At 58.8% G+C, this 17,176-nt stretch carries 18 protein-coding genes and 1 riboswitch; of the genes, 15 read left to right on the top strand and 3 right to left on the bottom strand.

What is annotated here, in order from left to right; all coding sequences use genetic code 11:
* Positions 1-38 precede the first annotated feature (38 nt).
* The gene (locus ABJD00_RS22235) at positions 39-959 is read right to left on the bottom strand and encodes a CehA/McbA family metallohydrolase (protein WP_413828704.1); all 921 of its coding nucleotides are present in this window, start codon (positions 957-959) and stop codon (positions 39-41) included.
* A 254-nt stretch (positions 960-1,213) separates the two neighbouring features.
* Between ABJD00_RS22235 and glpD the strand changes: the two genes are divergently transcribed.
* The 15 genes from glpD (at position 1,214) to ABJD00_RS22160 (ending at position 14,612) form a co-directional block, all read left to right on the top strand.
* Positions 1,214-2,791 (top strand): glycerol-3-phosphate dehydrogenase, encoded by a 1,578-nt coding sequence (gene glpD / locus ABJD00_RS22230; protein WP_413828702.1) that lies wholly within the window; start codon positions 1,214-1,216, stop codon positions 2,789-2,791.
* Between the two features lie 43 nt (positions 2,792-2,834).
* Complete coding sequence (locus tag ABJD00_RS22225) at positions 2,835-3,590, top strand: metallophosphoesterase family protein (protein WP_413828700.1); 756 nt, start codon at positions 2,835-2,837, stop codon at positions 3,588-3,590.
* Positions 3,591-3,813: 223 nt separating this feature from the next.
* The gene (locus tag ABJD00_RS22220) at positions 3,814-6,675 is read left to right on the top strand and encodes a monovalent cation/H+ antiporter subunit A (protein ID WP_413828698.1); all 2,862 of its coding nucleotides are present in this window, start codon (positions 3,814-3,816) and stop codon (positions 6,673-6,675) included.
* Between the two features lies 1 nt (position 6,676).
* Positions 6,677-7,012 carry a Na+/H+ antiporter subunit C gene (locus ABJD00_RS22215; protein ID WP_413828696.1) on the top strand — a complete coding sequence of 112 codons (336 nt, stop codon included), beginning with the start codon at positions 6,677-6,679 and terminating at the stop codon, positions 7,010-7,012.
* The gene (locus tag ABJD00_RS22210) at positions 7,009-8,556 is read left to right on the top strand and encodes a monovalent cation/H+ antiporter subunit D (RefSeq protein WP_413828694.1); all 1,548 of its coding nucleotides are present in this window, start codon (positions 7,009-7,011) and stop codon (positions 8,554-8,556) included. Before ABJD00_RS22215 ends, ABJD00_RS22210 begins: the two co-directional genes overlap by 4 nt.
* A 1-nt stretch (position 8,557) precedes the next feature.
* Positions 8,558-9,061: a Na+/H+ antiporter subunit E gene (locus ABJD00_RS22205; protein WP_413828692.1), complete on the top strand. Its 504-nt coding sequence runs from the start codon at positions 8,558-8,560 to the stop codon at positions 9,059-9,061.
* A gap of 32 nt (positions 9,062-9,093) precedes the next feature.
* The gene (locus tag ABJD00_RS22200) at positions 9,094-9,345 is read left to right on the top strand and encodes a K+/H+ antiporter subunit F (RefSeq protein WP_234423718.1); all 252 of its coding nucleotides are present in this window, start codon (positions 9,094-9,096) and stop codon (positions 9,343-9,345) included.
* Positions 9,342-9,731, top strand: coding sequence for a monovalent cation/H(+) antiporter subunit G (gene mnhG, locus ABJD00_RS22195; protein ID WP_413828690.1), 390 nt, complete (start codon positions 9,342-9,344; stop codon positions 9,729-9,731). Before ABJD00_RS22200 ends, mnhG begins: the two co-directional genes overlap by 4 nt.
* A 153-nt stretch (positions 9,732-9,884) precedes the next feature.
* Positions 9,885-9,990, top strand: a riboswitch (guanidine-I (ykkC/yxkD leader).
* Positions 9,991-10,069: 79 nt separating this feature from the next.
* A complete protein-coding gene (locus ABJD00_RS22190) occupies positions 10,070-10,357 on the top strand; it encodes a hypothetical protein (protein ID WP_413828688.1) in 288 nt (95 codons plus the stop codon).
* 9 nt (positions 10,358-10,366) lie between these two features.
* Positions 10,367-11,122 carry a putative urea ABC transporter substrate-binding protein gene (locus ABJD00_RS22185; protein ID WP_413828686.1) on the top strand — a complete coding sequence of 252 codons (756 nt, stop codon included), beginning with the start codon at positions 10,367-10,369 and terminating at the stop codon, positions 11,120-11,122.
* 43 nt (positions 11,123-11,165) lie between these two features.
* A complete protein-coding gene (locus ABJD00_RS22180; protein WP_413828684.1) occupies positions 11,166-11,978 on the top strand; it encodes an ABC transporter permease in 813 nt (270 codons plus the stop codon).
* Complete coding sequence (locus ABJD00_RS22175; protein WP_413828682.1) at positions 11,975-12,742, top strand: ATP-binding cassette domain-containing protein; 768 nt, start codon at positions 11,975-11,977, stop codon at positions 12,740-12,742. The genes ABJD00_RS22180 and ABJD00_RS22175 overlap by 4 nt, the downstream gene beginning before the upstream one ends.
* Positions 12,723-13,967 carry an agmatinase family protein gene (locus ABJD00_RS22170; protein WP_413828680.1) on the top strand — a complete coding sequence of 415 codons (1,245 nt, stop codon included), beginning with the start codon at positions 12,723-12,725 and terminating at the stop codon, positions 13,965-13,967. Before ABJD00_RS22175 ends, ABJD00_RS22170 begins: the two co-directional genes overlap by 20 nt.
* 88 nt (positions 13,968-14,055) lie before the next feature.
* Positions 14,056-14,418 (top strand): hypothetical protein, encoded by a 363-nt coding sequence (locus tag ABJD00_RS22165; RefSeq protein ID WP_413828678.1) that lies wholly within the window; start codon positions 14,056-14,058, stop codon positions 14,416-14,418.
* Positions 14,415-14,612: a hypothetical protein gene (locus tag ABJD00_RS22160; protein WP_413828676.1), complete on the top strand. Its 198-nt coding sequence runs from the start codon at positions 14,415-14,417 to the stop codon at positions 14,610-14,612. Before ABJD00_RS22165 ends, ABJD00_RS22160 begins: the two co-directional genes overlap by 4 nt.
* Here the strand turns inward: ABJD00_RS22160 and uxuA are convergent.
* The gene (gene uxuA, locus ABJD00_RS22155) at positions 14,587-15,762 is read right to left on the bottom strand and encodes a mannonate dehydratase (protein WP_413828674.1); all 1,176 of its coding nucleotides are present in this window, start codon (positions 15,760-15,762) and stop codon (positions 14,587-14,589) included. The genes ABJD00_RS22160 and uxuA overlap by 26 nt on opposite strands.
* Complete coding sequence (locus ABJD00_RS22150) at positions 15,759-17,156, bottom strand: mannitol dehydrogenase family protein (RefSeq protein WP_413828673.1); 1,398 nt, start codon at positions 17,154-17,156, stop codon at positions 15,759-15,761. The genes uxuA and ABJD00_RS22150 overlap by 4 nt, the downstream gene beginning before the upstream one ends.
* Between the last annotated feature and the right edge of the window lie 20 nt (positions 17,157-17,176).

Below are 17,176 nucleotides of genomic sequence, written 5' to 3'. Positions count from 1 at the left end.
GCGTTCGATCGCGCAACACCCACCGAACGTTGCATCACTTACAGGCGGATCGGGTTCGACCACGCACGCTTGCCGGCCGCATCGATCACAGTGATCCGAATCCACGGGCTATCGCGTAGCCGTTTGCGTGGCATTACCGCACGAGTCATCGACGCCCCGTGCACTGCCGGAGATACTGAGCCGTGTCCCAGAACCGTCAGCACGCTAACGGCCGAACAGGTGACGATGACCTCGTCGTCCGTGACCTCAACGCTATGCAATTCCGGCCCTTGCGAGGCATAGAAATCTCCGCGTTTTAGCGCCGCGAGCAACAAGTCAGGATCATTGGCTTCGGCCTTGACCATCACCCAGCCGCCAAAATGATCGGGTGCTTGAAAATGGGCATCATCGGTCGCGATCAGGGTCACATCACGCCCTTCTGACATCAGCAAATCGGCATAAAAGGTGCCGTCCGGGCGGTCGCATTCAACTGCGCATCCGTGGTTGTAAATTTCCACCGCATGGGCTGACGTGATTGAACGGGCATCGTCCATCGTCATGCCGGACCATTGGGGGTGGGCGATTGCGACAAAGGCCCCGGCCGCAACCGCGCGAGCGGCAATCTCGGGGCCTGTTTCCTGATCGGGGATCGGTACAAATTCTGGCGAATTGGAGGGTGCAAAATCGCTTGGCAGCCCGACGGCCAGAATGTGCCACAGTTCACCATTCTCCATCGCACCAGAATGCAGTTCGGCCCCTAGAATCGTGGTAAAGCTGTCATCCCGATACGGCACCGTATCCGCGATAGGATAGTCGAAAGGTCCGACAAAGTGATCGGTCAATGCAATGAAATCATACCCTTCCGCCTTGTAGCGGCGGCAGACTTCCTCGGGTGGCAAGGCCCCGTCAGACAGGTCTGAGTGGGTGTGCAGGTTGCCCCGCCAGAACGTGCCCGGAGCGGTAAAGGCAGATAGGGTCATTTGCGCAGCTTTCTTTGTGTAAAGGGTGCGTATTTCAGTTCACATCAAGGAATGTTTGGCACAGGCCCAGGCACCGTGAAACCATCATTTTTGAAAATCTGCTTGCAGCGACGATGCCGCCCGTGGGGGGCATTCTGGCGATTGGCTGCGCTTTGCGGTCGCTGGTGGGGCAAAAAAGGCGATTGGAAACTTGCGAATGTGCCGGTGCGTGCATACTCATGACCTCGTCCCACATACCATAGGAAGGCTGGCCCATGCCCGCAGATAAAGACACCAAGACTTACGATCTGTTCGTCATTGGCGGCGGCATCAACGGGTGTGGCATCGCGCGCGACGCGGCGGGCAGGGGGATGCGCGTGGCGCTGGCCGAGATGAACGATCTTGCGTCTGCCACCTCGTCGGCCTCGACCAAGTTGTTTCATGGCGGGCTGCGTTACCTAGAGTATCTCGAAATCAATCTGGTGCGCCACGCACTGGAGGAACGCGAAATCCTGCTGAGCGCCATGCCCCATATCAGCTGGCCCATGCGCTTTGTGCTGCCCTACAGCCCCGACATGCGGTTCGAAGGCGAAACACCTGTCTCGCGGATGCTGGCGCGCGTTATGCCATGGATGAAGGGGCGGCGTCCTGCGTGGATGATCAGGCTGGGCTTGTTTGCTTACGATCATCTGGGTGGGCGCAAAATTTTGCCCAGCACCTCAACGCTGAACCTGAATACCGCGCCCGAGGGCGTGCCGCTGGTCGATAAATTCCAGAAGGCGTACGAATACTCGGACTGCTGGATCGAAGACTCGCGACTGGTTGTTCTGAACGCACGAGACGCCGAAAACCGTGGCGCCCGCATCATGGTGCGCACGCGGGTGGAAGCGGCCAAGCGGGATGGGGATCACTGGGTGATTACCGTGCGCGACAATGCGTCCGATAAAGTTGAGACCGTTCATGCCAAGATGCTGGTCAATGCGGGTGGCCCCTGGGTCGGCGATATCATCCACGGCAAGCTTGGCTTGAAATCCAACGAAGGCGTGCGCCTTGTGCGCGGCAGTCACATTGTGACCAAGCGGCTGTTTGAGCACGACAAATGCTACTTTTTCCAAGGCACCGATGGGCGCATCATTTTTGCGATTCCATACGAGACCGACTTTACCCTGATAGGAACCACGGACGCCGAACATCGTGACCCCGATGTGCGCCCCGAATGCACTCCGGAAGAACAGGCCTATCTGATCGATTTCGCCAATAAGTACTTCAAGCAGGACATCGGCGCGGCGGACGTGGTCTGGACGTATTCCGGCGTGCGCCCGCTGTATGATGACGGTGCCAGCAGCGCGACAGCGGCGACGCGGGATTACACGCTGAAGGTCGACCAGAGCGACGGCGCGCCGATCCTCAACATCTTTGGCGGCAAAATCACCACCTATCGCAAGCTGGCCGAGGATTCGATGGAGAAGATCGTACCGTTCTTTCCCGGAACATCCGGGCACTGGACTGCAGGCGTGGCCTTGCCCGGAGGGGACTTCGAGGTGGACGGTTTCAATGCGCTGGTGTCGCGCTTGAAGTCCGAGTTCAGCTTTCTCGATGCATTCTGGGCGCGACGTCTGGTGCGCGCTTATGGGACGGACGCGTGGACCGTGCTGGGGGATGCGGCAACGGCGGATGATCTGGGACAAGCGTTCGGCGCGACCCTGACAGCACGCGAAATCAGTTATCTGATGGCCCATGAATACGCCCGCACTGCCGAGGACGTAGTATGGCGCCGTAACAAGCTGGGCTTGCGGCTAGAAAAGTCGCAGATCGCCGCGCTGGATGAATGGATGCAGAAAGAACAGCCGTGACCTGACTTGCTTTTGGTGCGTGCGGTGTGGTTGCCTTTGATCCATGAAATTTGATACATCCACCCCTTTCGCGGTGATCGCAGACATCCACGGCAATGCTGACGCGTTGACAGCAGTGTTGTCTGATATCGACGTACACGGCATTTCGACCATCCTGAACCTTGGCGATCATTTCAGCGGCCCTCTGGCGGCGGCAGAGACGGCGCGTTTGCTAGAAAGCCGGGAGATGATCAGCATTCGCGGCAACCATGATCGCTGGCTGATCGAACAGGACCGCGCCCAAATGGGCGCCTCGGATGCCGCCGCCTTTGATCAATTGCGCCCGCAGGATTTTGACTGGTTGCGCAGCTTGCCTGCGACCCGCCGTTTTGGGCAGTCCATTTTCATGTGCCATGGCACACCGGACAGCGACATCACTTACTGGCTCGAAACGGTGCTATCCGATGGCACTGTCGCACCAAACAGCCGCGAACAGATCGAGGCCGCGGGGGCGGGCGTGGATTGCCAATTGATCCTGTGCGGTCACACGCATCTTGCAAGCATGGTGCGTTTGCGCGAAGGGCGCATCATCCTTAACCCGGGCAGCGTTGGATTGCCTGCCTATGACGATGACGCGCCGGTGCCCCATGTGGTCGCGACCGGGTCAAGTGATGCGCGTTACTGTATCGTGCAGTCAATGGACGGGATGTGGGACGTGACCTTTCGCGCGGTTCCGTATGACACAGCGCGCATGTCGCAGATGGCACGCGACGCCGGGCGTCTCGACTGGGCGCGCGCTGTTGCAACGGGATGGCTTTGAGATTCAGGCATACTGCGGGTCGTCCATTGCTTGACGCGGTTGCACCAATCAGCAAGGTTTAAGACGCAGAAGAATGATCACGTATCATGGACGAACGAACGTGCCCCAAAGGGGCACGGGCAGAGCGTTCCGATAGTACTCGACAAAATCTGTCGATTATGATTGATCTGCGCGAAATTTGGCCCAATTAGAGGGCTGATAAAAAAGATCGGGCGGAGGTTTCGTGTCACTCTTCATTCTAGTCGCGTTGCCCTTTTTGGGGGCTTTGCTGCCCGGTCTCATGAACTCGGCCGGGCGCTCCGCGTGTGCGGGTGTGACATTCACCGTATCGCTCACGGCTTTCATCGGATTGCTGACCAACTTGCCCAGTGTATTGGCCGGAGAAGTGGTGACCGCCCGCGTCGACTGGATGCCCGTCTTGGGGTTGAACTTTACCCTGATGCTCGACGGGCTTGGTTTCTTTTTTGCTCTGCTGATCCTTGGGATCGGTTTGTTGATCATCGCCTATGGGCGCAACTACCTCAGCCGCGAAGACAATATGGGCCAGTTCTTTACCTATTTGCTGCTCTTTCAGGGCGCGATGGTGGGGATCGTTCTGTCTGATAACATACTGCTTTTGCTTATTTTCTGGGAGCTGACATCGCTGTCATCTTTCCTGCTTATCGGCTATTGGAAACACCTGCCCGAAGGGCGGCAAGGCGCACGTATGGCCCTCACTGTGACCGGTATGGGCGGGCTTGCCATGATCGGCGGCATGCTGATCCTCGGCCAGATCGTGGGCAGCTATGACCTGTCCGTGATCCTGCAAAACCGTGAGCTCATTCAGGCCGACCCGCTTTATCTCCCGGCCCTGATCCTGATCTTGCTGGGCTGCTTCACCAAGTCTGCGCAGTTCCCGTTTCACTTCTGGCTGCCCCATGCGATGGCGGCGCCGACCCCCGTGTCGGCCTATCTGCACTCGGCCACGATGGTGAAGGCGGGCATTTTCCTGATGGCCCGCATGTGGCCGGTTTTGTCCGGCACGCCGGAATGGTTCGTGATCGTCACGACGGCCGGTCTCGTCACCATGTGTATTGGGGCGGTGATTGCGCTGTTCAAACACGACCTCAAGGCGCTTTTGGCCTTTTCGACTGTCAGTCATTTGGGTTTGATCACCATGCTTTTGGGCACAGGTACTGCCTTTGGTGCGATGGCGGCGATGTTCCACATCCTGAACCACGCGACGTTCAAGGCTGCGCTGTTTATGTCCGCAGGGATCATCGATCACGAGGCCCACACTCGCGATATTCGCCGTCTGGGTGGCTTGCGCACGCTGATGCCATTGACCTTCGTGATAGCGACGCTTGCGGCCTTATCCATGGCGGGCATTCCGCTTCTGAACGGGTTCCTGTCCAAGGAAATGATGCTGGAAGAGGCGAACCACACCGTTCTGTTCAACGTGCCTTGGCTGGTTCCTGTGCTGGCGACAGTCGGATCAGTGTTTTCGGCCGCCTACTGTTTCCGCCTGATCGGGCATACGTTTTTTGGCCCTGTGCGCGATGACTATCCGGCCAAGCCGCATGACCCTCCGGCCGGTCTGTGGATGCCTCCTGCAATTTTGGTGGTGTTGGTGGTTGTGATCGGGGTGGCTCCGTTTCTGGCCGAACCCTTTGTCAAACTGGTCACGGCCTCTGTTCTGGGGGGCGAGGCGGAAGTGCCCAAGGCCTATTTCAAGATCTGGCACGGCCTTGTGCCCGCGCTTTACATGTCCATCATCGCCACGGTGGGCGGCCTGATCCTTCTGATGGTGTTCAAGCCGGCCTTGCGTATCTGGGATGGCGCCCCACGCCCAGAAGCCAAAGTGATCTTCGAGGCGATTGTCGAGGCTGCGGCTACGCTGGCACAAAAGCTGATCCTGCCGCTGCACAATGGCGCGTTCTCGCGCTATGCCGCCATCGGGTCGGTCGCCATCATCGGAGCAGGCTTTCACGCTTGGAGTACGGGGCAAGTCGGCCCCGCCACACGCACGGCACAAGCCGCAGACCCTGTCGCCATTGCAGGCTGGGGTATGCTTGTGGCGGCGACGGTCGGCCTTGTGTTCCTGCACCGCAATCGCCTGTTGTCGCTGATCCTGATCGGCATCGTTGGGTTGATGGTTTCCATCGGTTTTGTCTTCTTCAGCGCGCCTGATCTGGCTATGACGCAGTTCACGGTCGAAGTGGTGACAATCATCCTGCTGCTGTTGGCGCTCAACTTCCTGCCGAAAACGACGCCGGTCGAAAGCTCGGTCCTGCGGCGCGTTCGCGATGTGGCTGTGGCTGTGGCGGGCGGTGTTGCGACATTCGGGATTGCCTGTCACTTTCTGCTGCGAGATGGGGTCACGACGCCTATTTCCGAATTCCACCTTGCCAATTCTTACAAGGGCGGTGGCGGCACAAATGTCGTCAACGTGATCCTTGTCGATTTCCGGGGCTTTGACACTTACGGCGAGATTATCGTGCTCGGTATTGCGGCTCTGCTGATCTACGCGCTGACACAATCCCTGCTGGGTGGGCCAGTGCGGGCGCGTTTGCTCAATCGCAAACCGGATCACCCACGGGCAGGAGATATGCACCCGATGATGATGGTGGTTCTGACGCGGGTGATCATGCCGGTGGTGATGATGGTCGGTTTTTACATCTTCCTGCGCGGGCATAATGAACCCGGCGGAGGCTTCATCGCAGGGCTTATCGTGTCGATCGGTGTGGTGATGCAGTACATGGCGAGCGGGTTCAACTGGGCGTCGGCGCGCTTGCACTACCCCTATCACGGGGTGATCGGCGCAGGCGTGCTGGTTGCGGGCCTTACAGGCATTGGGTCGTGGTTCGTGAACAAGCCGTTCCTCACCTCGGACTTTACGTATGTGCGCATCCCGCCCTTCGAAAAATTCGAGCTGGCCACTGCAGCCCTGTTTGATGTCGGCGTGTTCCTTGCCGTTGTCGGCGCCGTGATGCTGTCGCTTGAAAGCTTCTCGCGTTTGGCGCGCCGCGCCCACGAACCAGAGACGGAACACCCCATGGACATCGATCCCTCGCGGGATGCCGAAGGTGCGAAGGGGGCCGTGTAAGATGGAACTGCTTGTCGCCTCTGCCATCGGCATCATGACAGCCGCCGGGCTTTATCTGCTGCTGCGCCTGCGTACGTTTCCGGTGATCCTGGGGATTTCGCTGCTGACCTATGCAGTGAACGTGTTCTTGTTTGCCTCTGGGCGCCTGACCGTTGGTGTGCCACCGGTGTTGCGCGATGATATCAGCGCCTACGCCGATCCGTTGCCTCAGGCGCTGGTGCTGACGGCCATCGTGATCTCGTTCGGTATGACGGCGGTGGTCGTGATGATCGGGCTTGGTGCCTTTCTTGGATCAAACGACGATCACGTCGATGATCAGCCGGGGGACACACAATGACCCACTGGTTGATTGCACCCGTTGTCCTGCCTGCAATGCTGGCGCCGTTTATCGTGCTGGCCGCGCGCTATCACATTGGCATCCAGCGCGCGTTTTCTGTGGCCGGGGTTGTGGCGCTGATCGTGATTTCAGCTGCACTGGCGTGGAATGCCTCTGACGGGACGGTTGAGATTTACCAACTCGGGGATTGGGCCGCACCATTCGGGATCATCCTTGTGGGGGACAGCCTGTCGACACTGATGGTGTTGCTCACAGCTGTGTTGGCCTTGTGTGTGCTGCTTTATGCCATTGGGTCAGAGTGGGATGACAGGGGCACGCACTTCCATGCCTTGTTCCAGTTCCAGTTGATGGGGATCATGGGCGCGTTTCTAACAGGCGACTTGTTCAACCTGTTCGTCTTCTTCGAAGTGCTGTTAATTGCGTCTTATGGCCTGATGATCCATGCAGGCGGCACAGCGCGACTGCGGGCAGGGGTGCAGTATGTGCTGTTCAACCTGATTGGCTCGACCTTGTTCCTGTTCGCGCTTGGCTCCATCTATGCCGAGACCGGGACACTCAACATGGCTGACCTCGCCGCCCGCGTTGCGCTCATTGATCCGGCGGAAACTGTTGGGATACGGGTCGCCTCTGTCCTGCTGCTTCTGGTCTTTGCGATCAAGGCTGCCGTGGTGCCGCTGCACTTCTGGTTGCCCTCCAGCTATGCCGAGGCACCGGCCCCGGTCGCTGCCCTGTTTGCGATCATGACCAAAGTGGGCGGCTACGCGATCATCCGCGTCTACACATTGATCTTCCCGCCGGATGTGGAGGTCACGTCAGGCCTGCACGATCTGTGGTTGCTGCCTGCCGCACTTGCTTCACTGGCCATCGGGATGATTGGGGTGCTGGCGGCCAAGAGGCTGGATCGCCTCGTGGCTTTTGCGGTCATCGGATCCATGGCGATGGTGATGGTTTCGATCGCACTCTTTACTCCGACCGGCATCGCGGCGGCCCTGTACTACATCGTGCATTCGACCCTTGCAGCGGCGGCCTTGTTCCTGATCGCGGACCTTGTGCGCACGGGGCGGGGCAACGTGGATCTGACTGCGCAAGCGCCAATGGCAGGCGCTGCGCTGACGGCTGCGCTGTTCTTTATCGGCGCGATTGCGATGGCGGGTCTGCCGCCCTTGTCGGGGTTCATTGGCAAACTGTTGGTGCTGGATGCTGCGTTTGACACGGACATGATGGTGTGGGTCTGGATTATCGTGCTCTGTTCCAGTCTGATCAGCATCCTCGGCTTTGCGCGCGCAGGCAGTGTTTTGTTCTGGAAGGCGCACAGTGTCACCCATTCAGAAGATGATCTGGTCATGCCGCGCCCCACGACTCTGTCCTATGTGGCAGTCGGCGCATTGATCGGTTTGTTGACCCTGCACACGGTCTTTGCGGGTCAGGTACACGGGTACACCACACGGATTGCGGCCACGCTGTTCGAACCAACCGCCTACAGTGATGCGGTGTTGAATACGCCTGGAAAACTCTCCAAACCCAAGAAAGAGGAGGAGCACTAGCATGGCCCGTCGCGCCTTTTTCTGGCTGTTGCCACACCCGTTCCTGACCATCCTGCTGGCGGTGGTTTGGATCCTGCTGCAAAACGAGTTTTCCGCAGGCATGGCTGTCTTTGGTCTGATCCTTGGGATCCTGATCCCTTGGGGCACGTCGATCTGGTGGCCTGATACGCCGAGCGGATTTCATGTGGGTCGGATGATCAGCTATTCGGTGATGGTGATTGGCGACATCATCAAGGCCAATATCGAAGTGGCTTGGATCGTTTTGTCGGTTCCGAACGAAAAGCTAAAACCGGCCTGGATCATTGTCCCCCTCGACCTGGTGCAACCCGAGGCAATCACCGTCCTCGCGGGCACAATCACGCTCACTCCCGGGACGGTGTCTGCGGATTTGTCTGATGAAGGGCACAGTCTGCTGGTCCACGTGCTCCATACAGATGACCCCGATGCCGTGCGGGATGAGATCAAGACCCGCTATGAGGCCCGCCTGAAGGAGATATTCACATGAGTTCCGCGACTGGCATCATTGACATCGCCGTGATGATCACCTTCTGCGCACTAGCATTGGGCCAGACCCTTTCAATGGTCCGCCTTGTGCTGGGCCCCAGCTATGGGGACCGCATACTCGCACTGGACACGATGGTGATCAATTCGCTGGGCCTTGTGGTTGTGTTGGGCATTCATCAGGGCGTGCAGATCTATTTCGAGGTCACTTTGCTGATCGCCATGCTCGGCTTTGTCTCGACCGTTGCGCTGGCGCGGTTCTTGCTGCGGGGGGACATCATCGAATGACCGGACAGATTATCGCGACATATGCCGCCGCCCTCAGCCTTTTGATCGGGTCAGGTTTCATCATGGTTGGGGTGATTGGGCTTTTGAAGTTCAACAACCCGATGACCCGCCTGCATGCGCCGACCAAGGTGGGCACGATCGGGATTGGAATGCTGTTGCTCGCATCGCTTTTGCACTCCTATGCGATTGGCGGCTCGTCCATGCATGAACTGCTAATCATGGCGTTCCTTTTTGTGACGGCGCCGGTATCAGCAAATTTTATTGCCAAGGTGAACATTCACCGACGCAGTTGCGATATGCCTCCGGAACCACCAAAGGATGATACGTGGGCCACTTTGAATTCCCCGGAAGGCGACGTTCAGGACACAGCCTCGCAAAAGGGCTAGTGGCCCGTGAATGCACAAGATTCGTTTTTTTTGAGCGCCAAGTCCTGAGCAAAAGCGCGGCAAGCGCCCAAAGATTGGGCGGGTTGGCGTGATTTGCGGGGCTGCGCCGTGCAATTCCATTGTGCGGTGACCAGTCCCACACGCAGGTTTATCTCGCAGGATGTCTAGGGTTTCGCCTCTTACCAGAGGGTCAGGTCCGAGAGACATCGCTGGCCGGGCATACCCGGTTGGTACACGGCGGGGCAAAATCCCAGGAGGCTACTGCGCAGGTTTGACCCGCGCTCCGCATGCCCATCCACGCGGTCATTCCATCTGTGAAACAAAACGGGGATTGACCGATGAAGAAATTTGCAACTCTCACAACCGCGGCTCTGTTGATGGCGACCACAGCGATGGCCGACGGGCACAGCAAGACGGACTTCAAGGTAGCGTGGTCCATCTACGTCGGCTGGATGCCGTGGGGCTATCTCGAAGACAGCGGCATTATGGACAAATGGGCCGACAAATACGGCATCGATGTCGAGATCGTGCAGATCAACGACTACGTCGATTCCATCAACCAGTATACGGCGGGCGCTTTTGACGGTGTTTCGGCTACCAACATGGACACGCTATCAATTCCATAGGGTGGCGGAGTGGACACCACGGCCCTGATCGTGGGTGACTATTCCAACGGCAACGATGCGGTGATCCTGAAGGGCGAGGGTGATCTTTCGACGCTTTCTGGCAAGCCTGTAAACCTCGTTGAACTGTCCGTGTCGCACTATTTGCTGGCCGGTGGTCTGGACAGCGTGGGCCTGTCCGAAGCGGACCTCGATGGTGTGATTAACACGTCCGATGCCGACATGATTGCGGCCTTTGCCACCGACGATGTCGAGGCAGTCGTGACATGGAACCCGCTTGTTTCGGCCATTATGGAAGAGCCGGGAGCGACCAAGCTTTTTGATAGCTCCGACATTCCGGGTGAGATCATCGACCTGATGGTAGTAAACACGGAAACGCTGGAGGCAAATCCCGATTTTGGCAAAGCGATGGCTGGTGCATGGTACGAAGTCATGAGCCTGATGGCCGCAGGTGACGAAGGCGTACTGACGGCCATGGCGGAAGCCTCTGGCACGGATCTCGCCGGATACAAAGCGCAGCTTGCCTCGACCGAGATGTTTTACGACCCGGCAGAAGCCGTTGCCTTTACTTCAGGTGCTGAACTGCCCGCGACCATGGTCAGCGTGGCTGAGTTCCTCTTTGACAAGGGTATCTTGGGTGAGGGGGCTCCGTCAGCCGACTTCGTGGGTGTGGAATATCCCGATGGCTCGATCGCTGGAAACACTGACAATGTGATGTTCCGCTACGACACCACCTACATGCAAATGGCCGCCGACGGCGCGCTTTGATGAAAGGCGGCCCGCGGCGCATCTGTGCGGCGGGCCATAACCTATGCGCCTGATTAACATCATTCCCGGACGCCCGCTTGCGGTGTTCCTTGCGGTCCTGCCCTTTGCGCTGGTGTTCATCGCCTATGCCATCGGGTCGGACATTCGCCTAACCGAGAACCCTTCGGACAAACTGTTGCCCGCACCCTCGACCATCTGGGACACCGCCGTGCGATTGGTCAGCGAAGGCGACAAGCGCACGGGCCGCATTCTGTTTTGGCATGACACTTGGGCCAGCCTTAAACGTCTGGGCCTTGGTATCGGAATTTCTGCAGGTGTGGGGCTGATCTTTGGTCTGCTCATCGGCCTCTTGCCGTTGGTGCGCAGCGGTCTCAGCCAATTTGTCGCCGTTCTGTCAATGATCCCCCCGCTGGCGTTGTTGCCTATCCTTTTCATTGTGTTTGGACTTGGTGAGTTGTCCAAAGTCGTATTGATCGTTGTGGGCACACTGCCATTTTTGATCCGTGATCTGTCGCAGCGCGTGATCGAGGTGCCAAAGGAATTGTTGGTCAAAGCGCAAACGCTCGGGGCCTCGACATGGGTGATCGCCATTCGAGTGGCGCTGCCGCAGGTGATGCCGCGCCTCATTCAGGGCGTACGTCTGTCTCTGGGGCCAGCATGGCTGTTCCTCATCGCGGCCGAAGCTATCGCGTCAGATCTTGGCCTTGGCTACCGCATCTTTCTGGTGCGTCGCTACTTGGCCATGGATGTGATCCTCACTTACGTGATCTGGATCACGCTGTTGGCCGTCCTCATCGACTGGGCGCTGCGCTACGCCTCCCGTCGGTTCTTCCCATGGGCGGAGGAGGGGCTATGAGTTTTGTCACCGTCAACAACGTCTTCCAGACCTACGGCACGCGGCCCATCATTGAACGCGTGAACGTCGAGGTGGACGAAGGCGAGTTCATCTCCATCGTCGGGGCGTCGGGCTGCGGCAAGTCTACATTCCTACGCCTGCTTTTGGCGCAAGAGAGCCCATCGCGCGGCGAAATCAGTATTGCAGGCGCGCCACCTGCCAAAGAACCAGGCCTTGATAGAGGAATCGTTTTCCAACGCTACTCGGTGTTTCCGCATATGAGCATTCGCGAAAACATCGTGGCCGGAGAAGCTTTCCGACGGGGTTGGGGCCGGTTCTGGGGAGCGGAACGCAAAGCGGCACTGGCCCGCGCGGATGAGACGCTGGCGCGCATCGGGTTGGATCATGTGGCTGACCAATATCCCGCAACCCTGTCAGGCGGCATGCAGCAACGTCTCGCCATCGGTCAAGCGCTGGTGGCGCGCCCGCGTGTGTTGCTGCTCGATGAACCTTTTGGGGCTTTGGACCCTGGTACACGCATCGCCATGCACGACTTTCTGACCGACCTCAGCGCCGAGACGGGCATGACCGTTTTCTTGGTCACCCACGATCTGGAAGAGGCGTTCAAGTTGGGCGACCGGGTGTTGGTTTTTGATAAACCCCGCTGGGATCCGCAGGATCCGAACCTGAACGGGGCCACGATCACTTACGATTTTGACGCCCGCAATGGCGGCATCCCGTTTCAAACACTGAAGGAGGACACCCATGTTCTTGAAGAACACTGAGCGCACGCGCTCGCACCATCCGCGCGATCATGCGCACGGAGAGGCGCGGCACCACCACCCGGATCTGACCAAATTGCGAGGCTGGAAAGCAATGCAGGCGGAGGGAGATTTGCCTGAAACTGGTTGGGATCAGGAACGCAAATGGGCACTGCGTATGGGGCTGACAGGAGCCGACAGCATCGAAGATAGATCGATCCCGACCTTTGCGCGCGGCGAGTTGCCCCATTACGCGGGCATCAACACGTTTTTGAAAGCGCCGTATGCCGAAGATGTCACAGAAGTGCAGCACTACGATGCCACCGTGCTGGGCATCCCGTTTGACGGCGGCACGACCTATCGAGCGGGCACGCGGTTCGGCCCTCAGGGCGTGCGCAAGATCTCGGCGCTCTATACGCCTTACAACTATGAAATGGCGGTCGATCTGCGCGAACAGATGACGCTTTGTGATGCGGGGGATGTGTTCACCATCCCGGCCAATATCGAAAAGACCTTTGATCAGATCAGTCGCACGGTGAGCCACGTCGCCTCCTCAGGCTCGCTGCCCATCATGATCGGCGGGGATCACTCGATCGGCTTTCCTTGTGTGCGCGGCATTGCGCAATGCACCTCGAAGAAGATCGGGATCATCCACTTTGACCGGCATGCGGACATCCAGGAGAAAGATCTGGATGAGCGCATGCACACAACGCCATGGTTCCATGCGACAAACATGGACAACGTGCCTGCCAAAAACCTTGTGCAGATCGGCATTGGCGGCTGGCAGGTTCCGCGCGAGGCGGTGAAGGTTGCGCGCGAACGCGAGACCAACATCATCACCATGGGCGACATGGAAAAGATGGGCATCGACAAGACTGTCGAAATGGCACTTGAGATGGCGTGGGACGGGGTCGATATGGTCTACATGTCCTTTGACATCGATAGTATTGACTGTGGCTTTGTCCCAGGCACCGGCTGGCCAGAACCGGGCGGGTTCCTGCCGCGTGAGGCGCTGGCCTTGGTGTCCAAAGTCGCCGCCGAAGGCATCTGCGGGATGGAACTGGTTGAGGTCGCACCGCCCTATGACCAATCCGAAATTACAGCCCTCATGGGCACGCGCGTGATCGTAGATGTTCTGGGCAGCCTCGTTGCAAGCGGCAAAATGGGCGATCACAAACGCCACATGGACAAGCCGGTCGAAATCCCACACGGCGAATTTGAAGGAAAGCGGTGGTCCAATGCCACATGATCACGCGCATGGCGCGCACAGTCATTCCCACGACCATCATCACGGACCCGGGCACAACCATGACCACCCGGACCACATGCATTCCCATATGCATACCGTTGATGATGCAGCAGAATTACAGGTCCTGACCGAACAGTTCATCGATGGGTTCGTGGCCGCCAAGGACAAGATGTCCTACCTGCGCATCGCCGGCGTGCCGCTGGAAATCGATGCCCCCGGCGGTGGCCCAAAGATGAAGCTGGTGGACGTAACCCTCACAACCGAATGGCAGGTCGGCACGGCCTCGCCATCCTTTGGCTCGCGCGAGCTGAGCTACATGCCCTATCCGGGCGAGATGGTGACCGAGCGCACCAACATGGGCCTCATCTACGTCTCGCTCGAGGCCAAGCAGGTCACTGACCTGCGCAGCTTTCTTCAAAACCACCCTGCATCCGGAAAGGACTATATATGAAACCGATGCTCACATTGATCGCCGCCGTCGCAACCACCCCTGTGCTGGCGCACCCGTCGCAGTCGCCACATGCGCATCACGAGGCAACGACGTTTTCACCGATGGCTGCGGTTGTGGCTTTGGCATTGGTCGGGGCAGCCGTGATTGCTGCGCCACACCTTCGCAACGTTATGGCGAGTGTGACAGCGCGCTGATCACACCGCGCAGTTCGGCCAACCCCCGCAAGCGTCCAATCAGAGGATAGCCGGGGATCATCTCTTGGCTGAGGTCGGACAGCATGTGATGCCCATGATCCGGGCGAAACGGGATCATGTCGTCGGCGCACCCTAGGTTGCGCCGGCGTTTTTGTTCATTCAGCAGTACTTGGATGAGCGCCACCATGTCCGTATCGCCTTCCAAATGCGCGGCCTCTTCAAATGACCCATCCGGGTCCTTGGCCACATTGCGCAGATGGGCAAAGTGGATGCGATCGGCGACTTTGGCTGCGATGGCCGGTACGTCGTTCTTGGGGTTCGCGCCAAGCGAGCCTGAACAGAGTGTGATCCCGTTGGCGGGGCTGTCATGGGCGCTAAGCACCCAATCCAGATCATCCCCATCGGACACAATCCGCGGCAGGCCCAGTATGTCCCTGGGTGGATCATCTGGATGGACGCACAGGCGCATGCCAAGCTCTTCAGCTGCCGGGATAATTTCATCAAGGAAGCGTTTGTAATTGCTCCGCAATGCGTCTCTGTCAATTCCTTCGTAGGCGCTAAGGGCATCGCGCAAACCTGCCACGTCATAGCGATCAAACGCTCCGGGCATGCCCGCCATGATCGACCCGAGCAAGGCTTCCTGATCTGCTTCTGACGCCTGCTGAAACCACACTGCGGCTTTGGCCCGCACGTCTTCGGGGTAGTCGTCTTCGGCGGCGCTGCGCCCCAGCATATGGATTTCAAACGCGGCCATGCGCGTCGCCTCAAACCGCAGACAGGTCGCCCCGCCAGCCACCGGAGCGGTCAGGTCGGTCCGGGTCCAATCCAGCAGCGGCATAAAATTGTAGCAGATCGTGTGAACGCCGTTGGCGGCGAGGTTGGCCATGGATTGCCGATAATTTGCGAAGAGCTTGTAAAGGTCACCATCGCCGCGCTTGATCCGTTCATGCACCGGCAGGCTTTCCACAACGACCCAGTCAAACCCGGCATCTGTTATTCGGGCCTTGCGCGCTGCGATTGTGTCCGTGGGCCAGAATTCACCATATGGGATTTCGTGCAGGGCGGTGACGATCCCGGTGGCCCCAGTCTGCACGATGTCGCTCAGAGGGATGGTGTCGAGGTCACCGTACCAACGCCAGCTTTCGATCATCCGTTGTGCTCCTCAAGGGCCTTGCGCGCACCGAGTGTCCAAAGGCGCCATGCGGCCTCAGTCACGGGGGTGCGCAGTTGGGTGGCCAGTTCTGTGGGAAAGACTTCAGCAACGGAGAGGAGGGCGGCCACCTTGTCTTCCACACTGTCCTGCGCCGTTGAGATATCAAACAGATGCGCTGCCATCGGGTCGCGCACATCAATAACCTGACCTGCTTCATCGACGCCGCTGACGTAGCGCATCCATGCGGCCACACCGAGGCTCAGGGCCTCAACCGAGCGGCCTGCACTGATGTTGTCGGCAATGTTTCCGAGCAGGCGTTGCGGCAGTTTCTGACTGCCATCCATCGCGATCTGCCATGTGCGGTGCTGTATTGCGGGATTGGTATAGCGCGCGAACAGCGCGTCCGCATAGGCGATGAGGTCGACGCCATCGGGCGGCGTCACGGCAGGCATAATCTCGGACCACAGACGGTGCACAAACGCGGCGAACACTGGGTCGGCCACGGTGGCCGCGATGGTGTCATGTCCGGCGAGGTAACCGGTATAGGCCAGCGCGGAATGGGTCCCGTTCAGCATGCGCAATTTCATCTGTTCGTGGGCGCTTACATCCGCGACCATCTCGGCGCCGGCTGCCGCCAAATCGGGGCGTGCACCGTTCACAAAGCCATCCTCAATCGCCCATTGAGAAAAGGGTTCGTGCAATACAGGCGCGCCGCCGGACTTGCCAGTGCGTTCCGCAATCCGGTCAATGTCAGCTTGCGTGGTTGCTGGCGTTATACGGTCTACCATGGTCGAGGGGAATCGCCCCTCTACCGCAATCCAGTCCGCCAGATCGGGGTCAATCTGGCGCGCCAACTCAAGCACCACGGCACGCACCAACTTGCCATTGTCGGGCAGGTTGTCACAACTCAGCACGGTAAAGGGCGGATGCCCGGCCGCACGGCGCATTTGCAGCGCACGCACCAGAAAACCGGGGGCAGAGACGGGCCGCGAGTTTTTCAGATCCGCCTGAATATCCGGATGGTCAAGGTTCAGGGCCCCGGATGCTGGATTATGACAGTACCCTTTTTCTGTGACGGTCAGAGACACGATCTTGATTGCCGGATCAGCCATGGCAGCCAAAACTTGGCCGGGGTCCTCTGGCGCAACAAGAACATCGTTTAACACATTGATCTCGCGGATGTCTTCGCCCTCAGGAGCCAGGGTGACCGACGCATAAGACCAGTCATGGCCGCGCAAAGCGTCGCGGGTTGCAGGGCTGCGCAAGGACACACCGACAATACCCCAATCCCCACTGGATGCGGCCATGGCGTCGGCCACGTAGACACAGCCAAACGCGCGGAAAAACGCGCCAAGACCAAGGTGTACGATGCCGGATGCAGGACGGGTCATTTCAGCATCACCTGATCGGC

The sequence above is a fragment of the Tateyamaria sp. genome (assembly GCF_039945315.1).
Taxonomy (GTDB): Bacteria; Pseudomonadota; Alphaproteobacteria; order Rhodobacterales; family Rhodobacteraceae; genus Tateyamaria.
The sequence above is the reverse complement of the archived record's forward strand: the minus strand, read 5'-3'. Positions and strand labels throughout refer to the sequence as shown.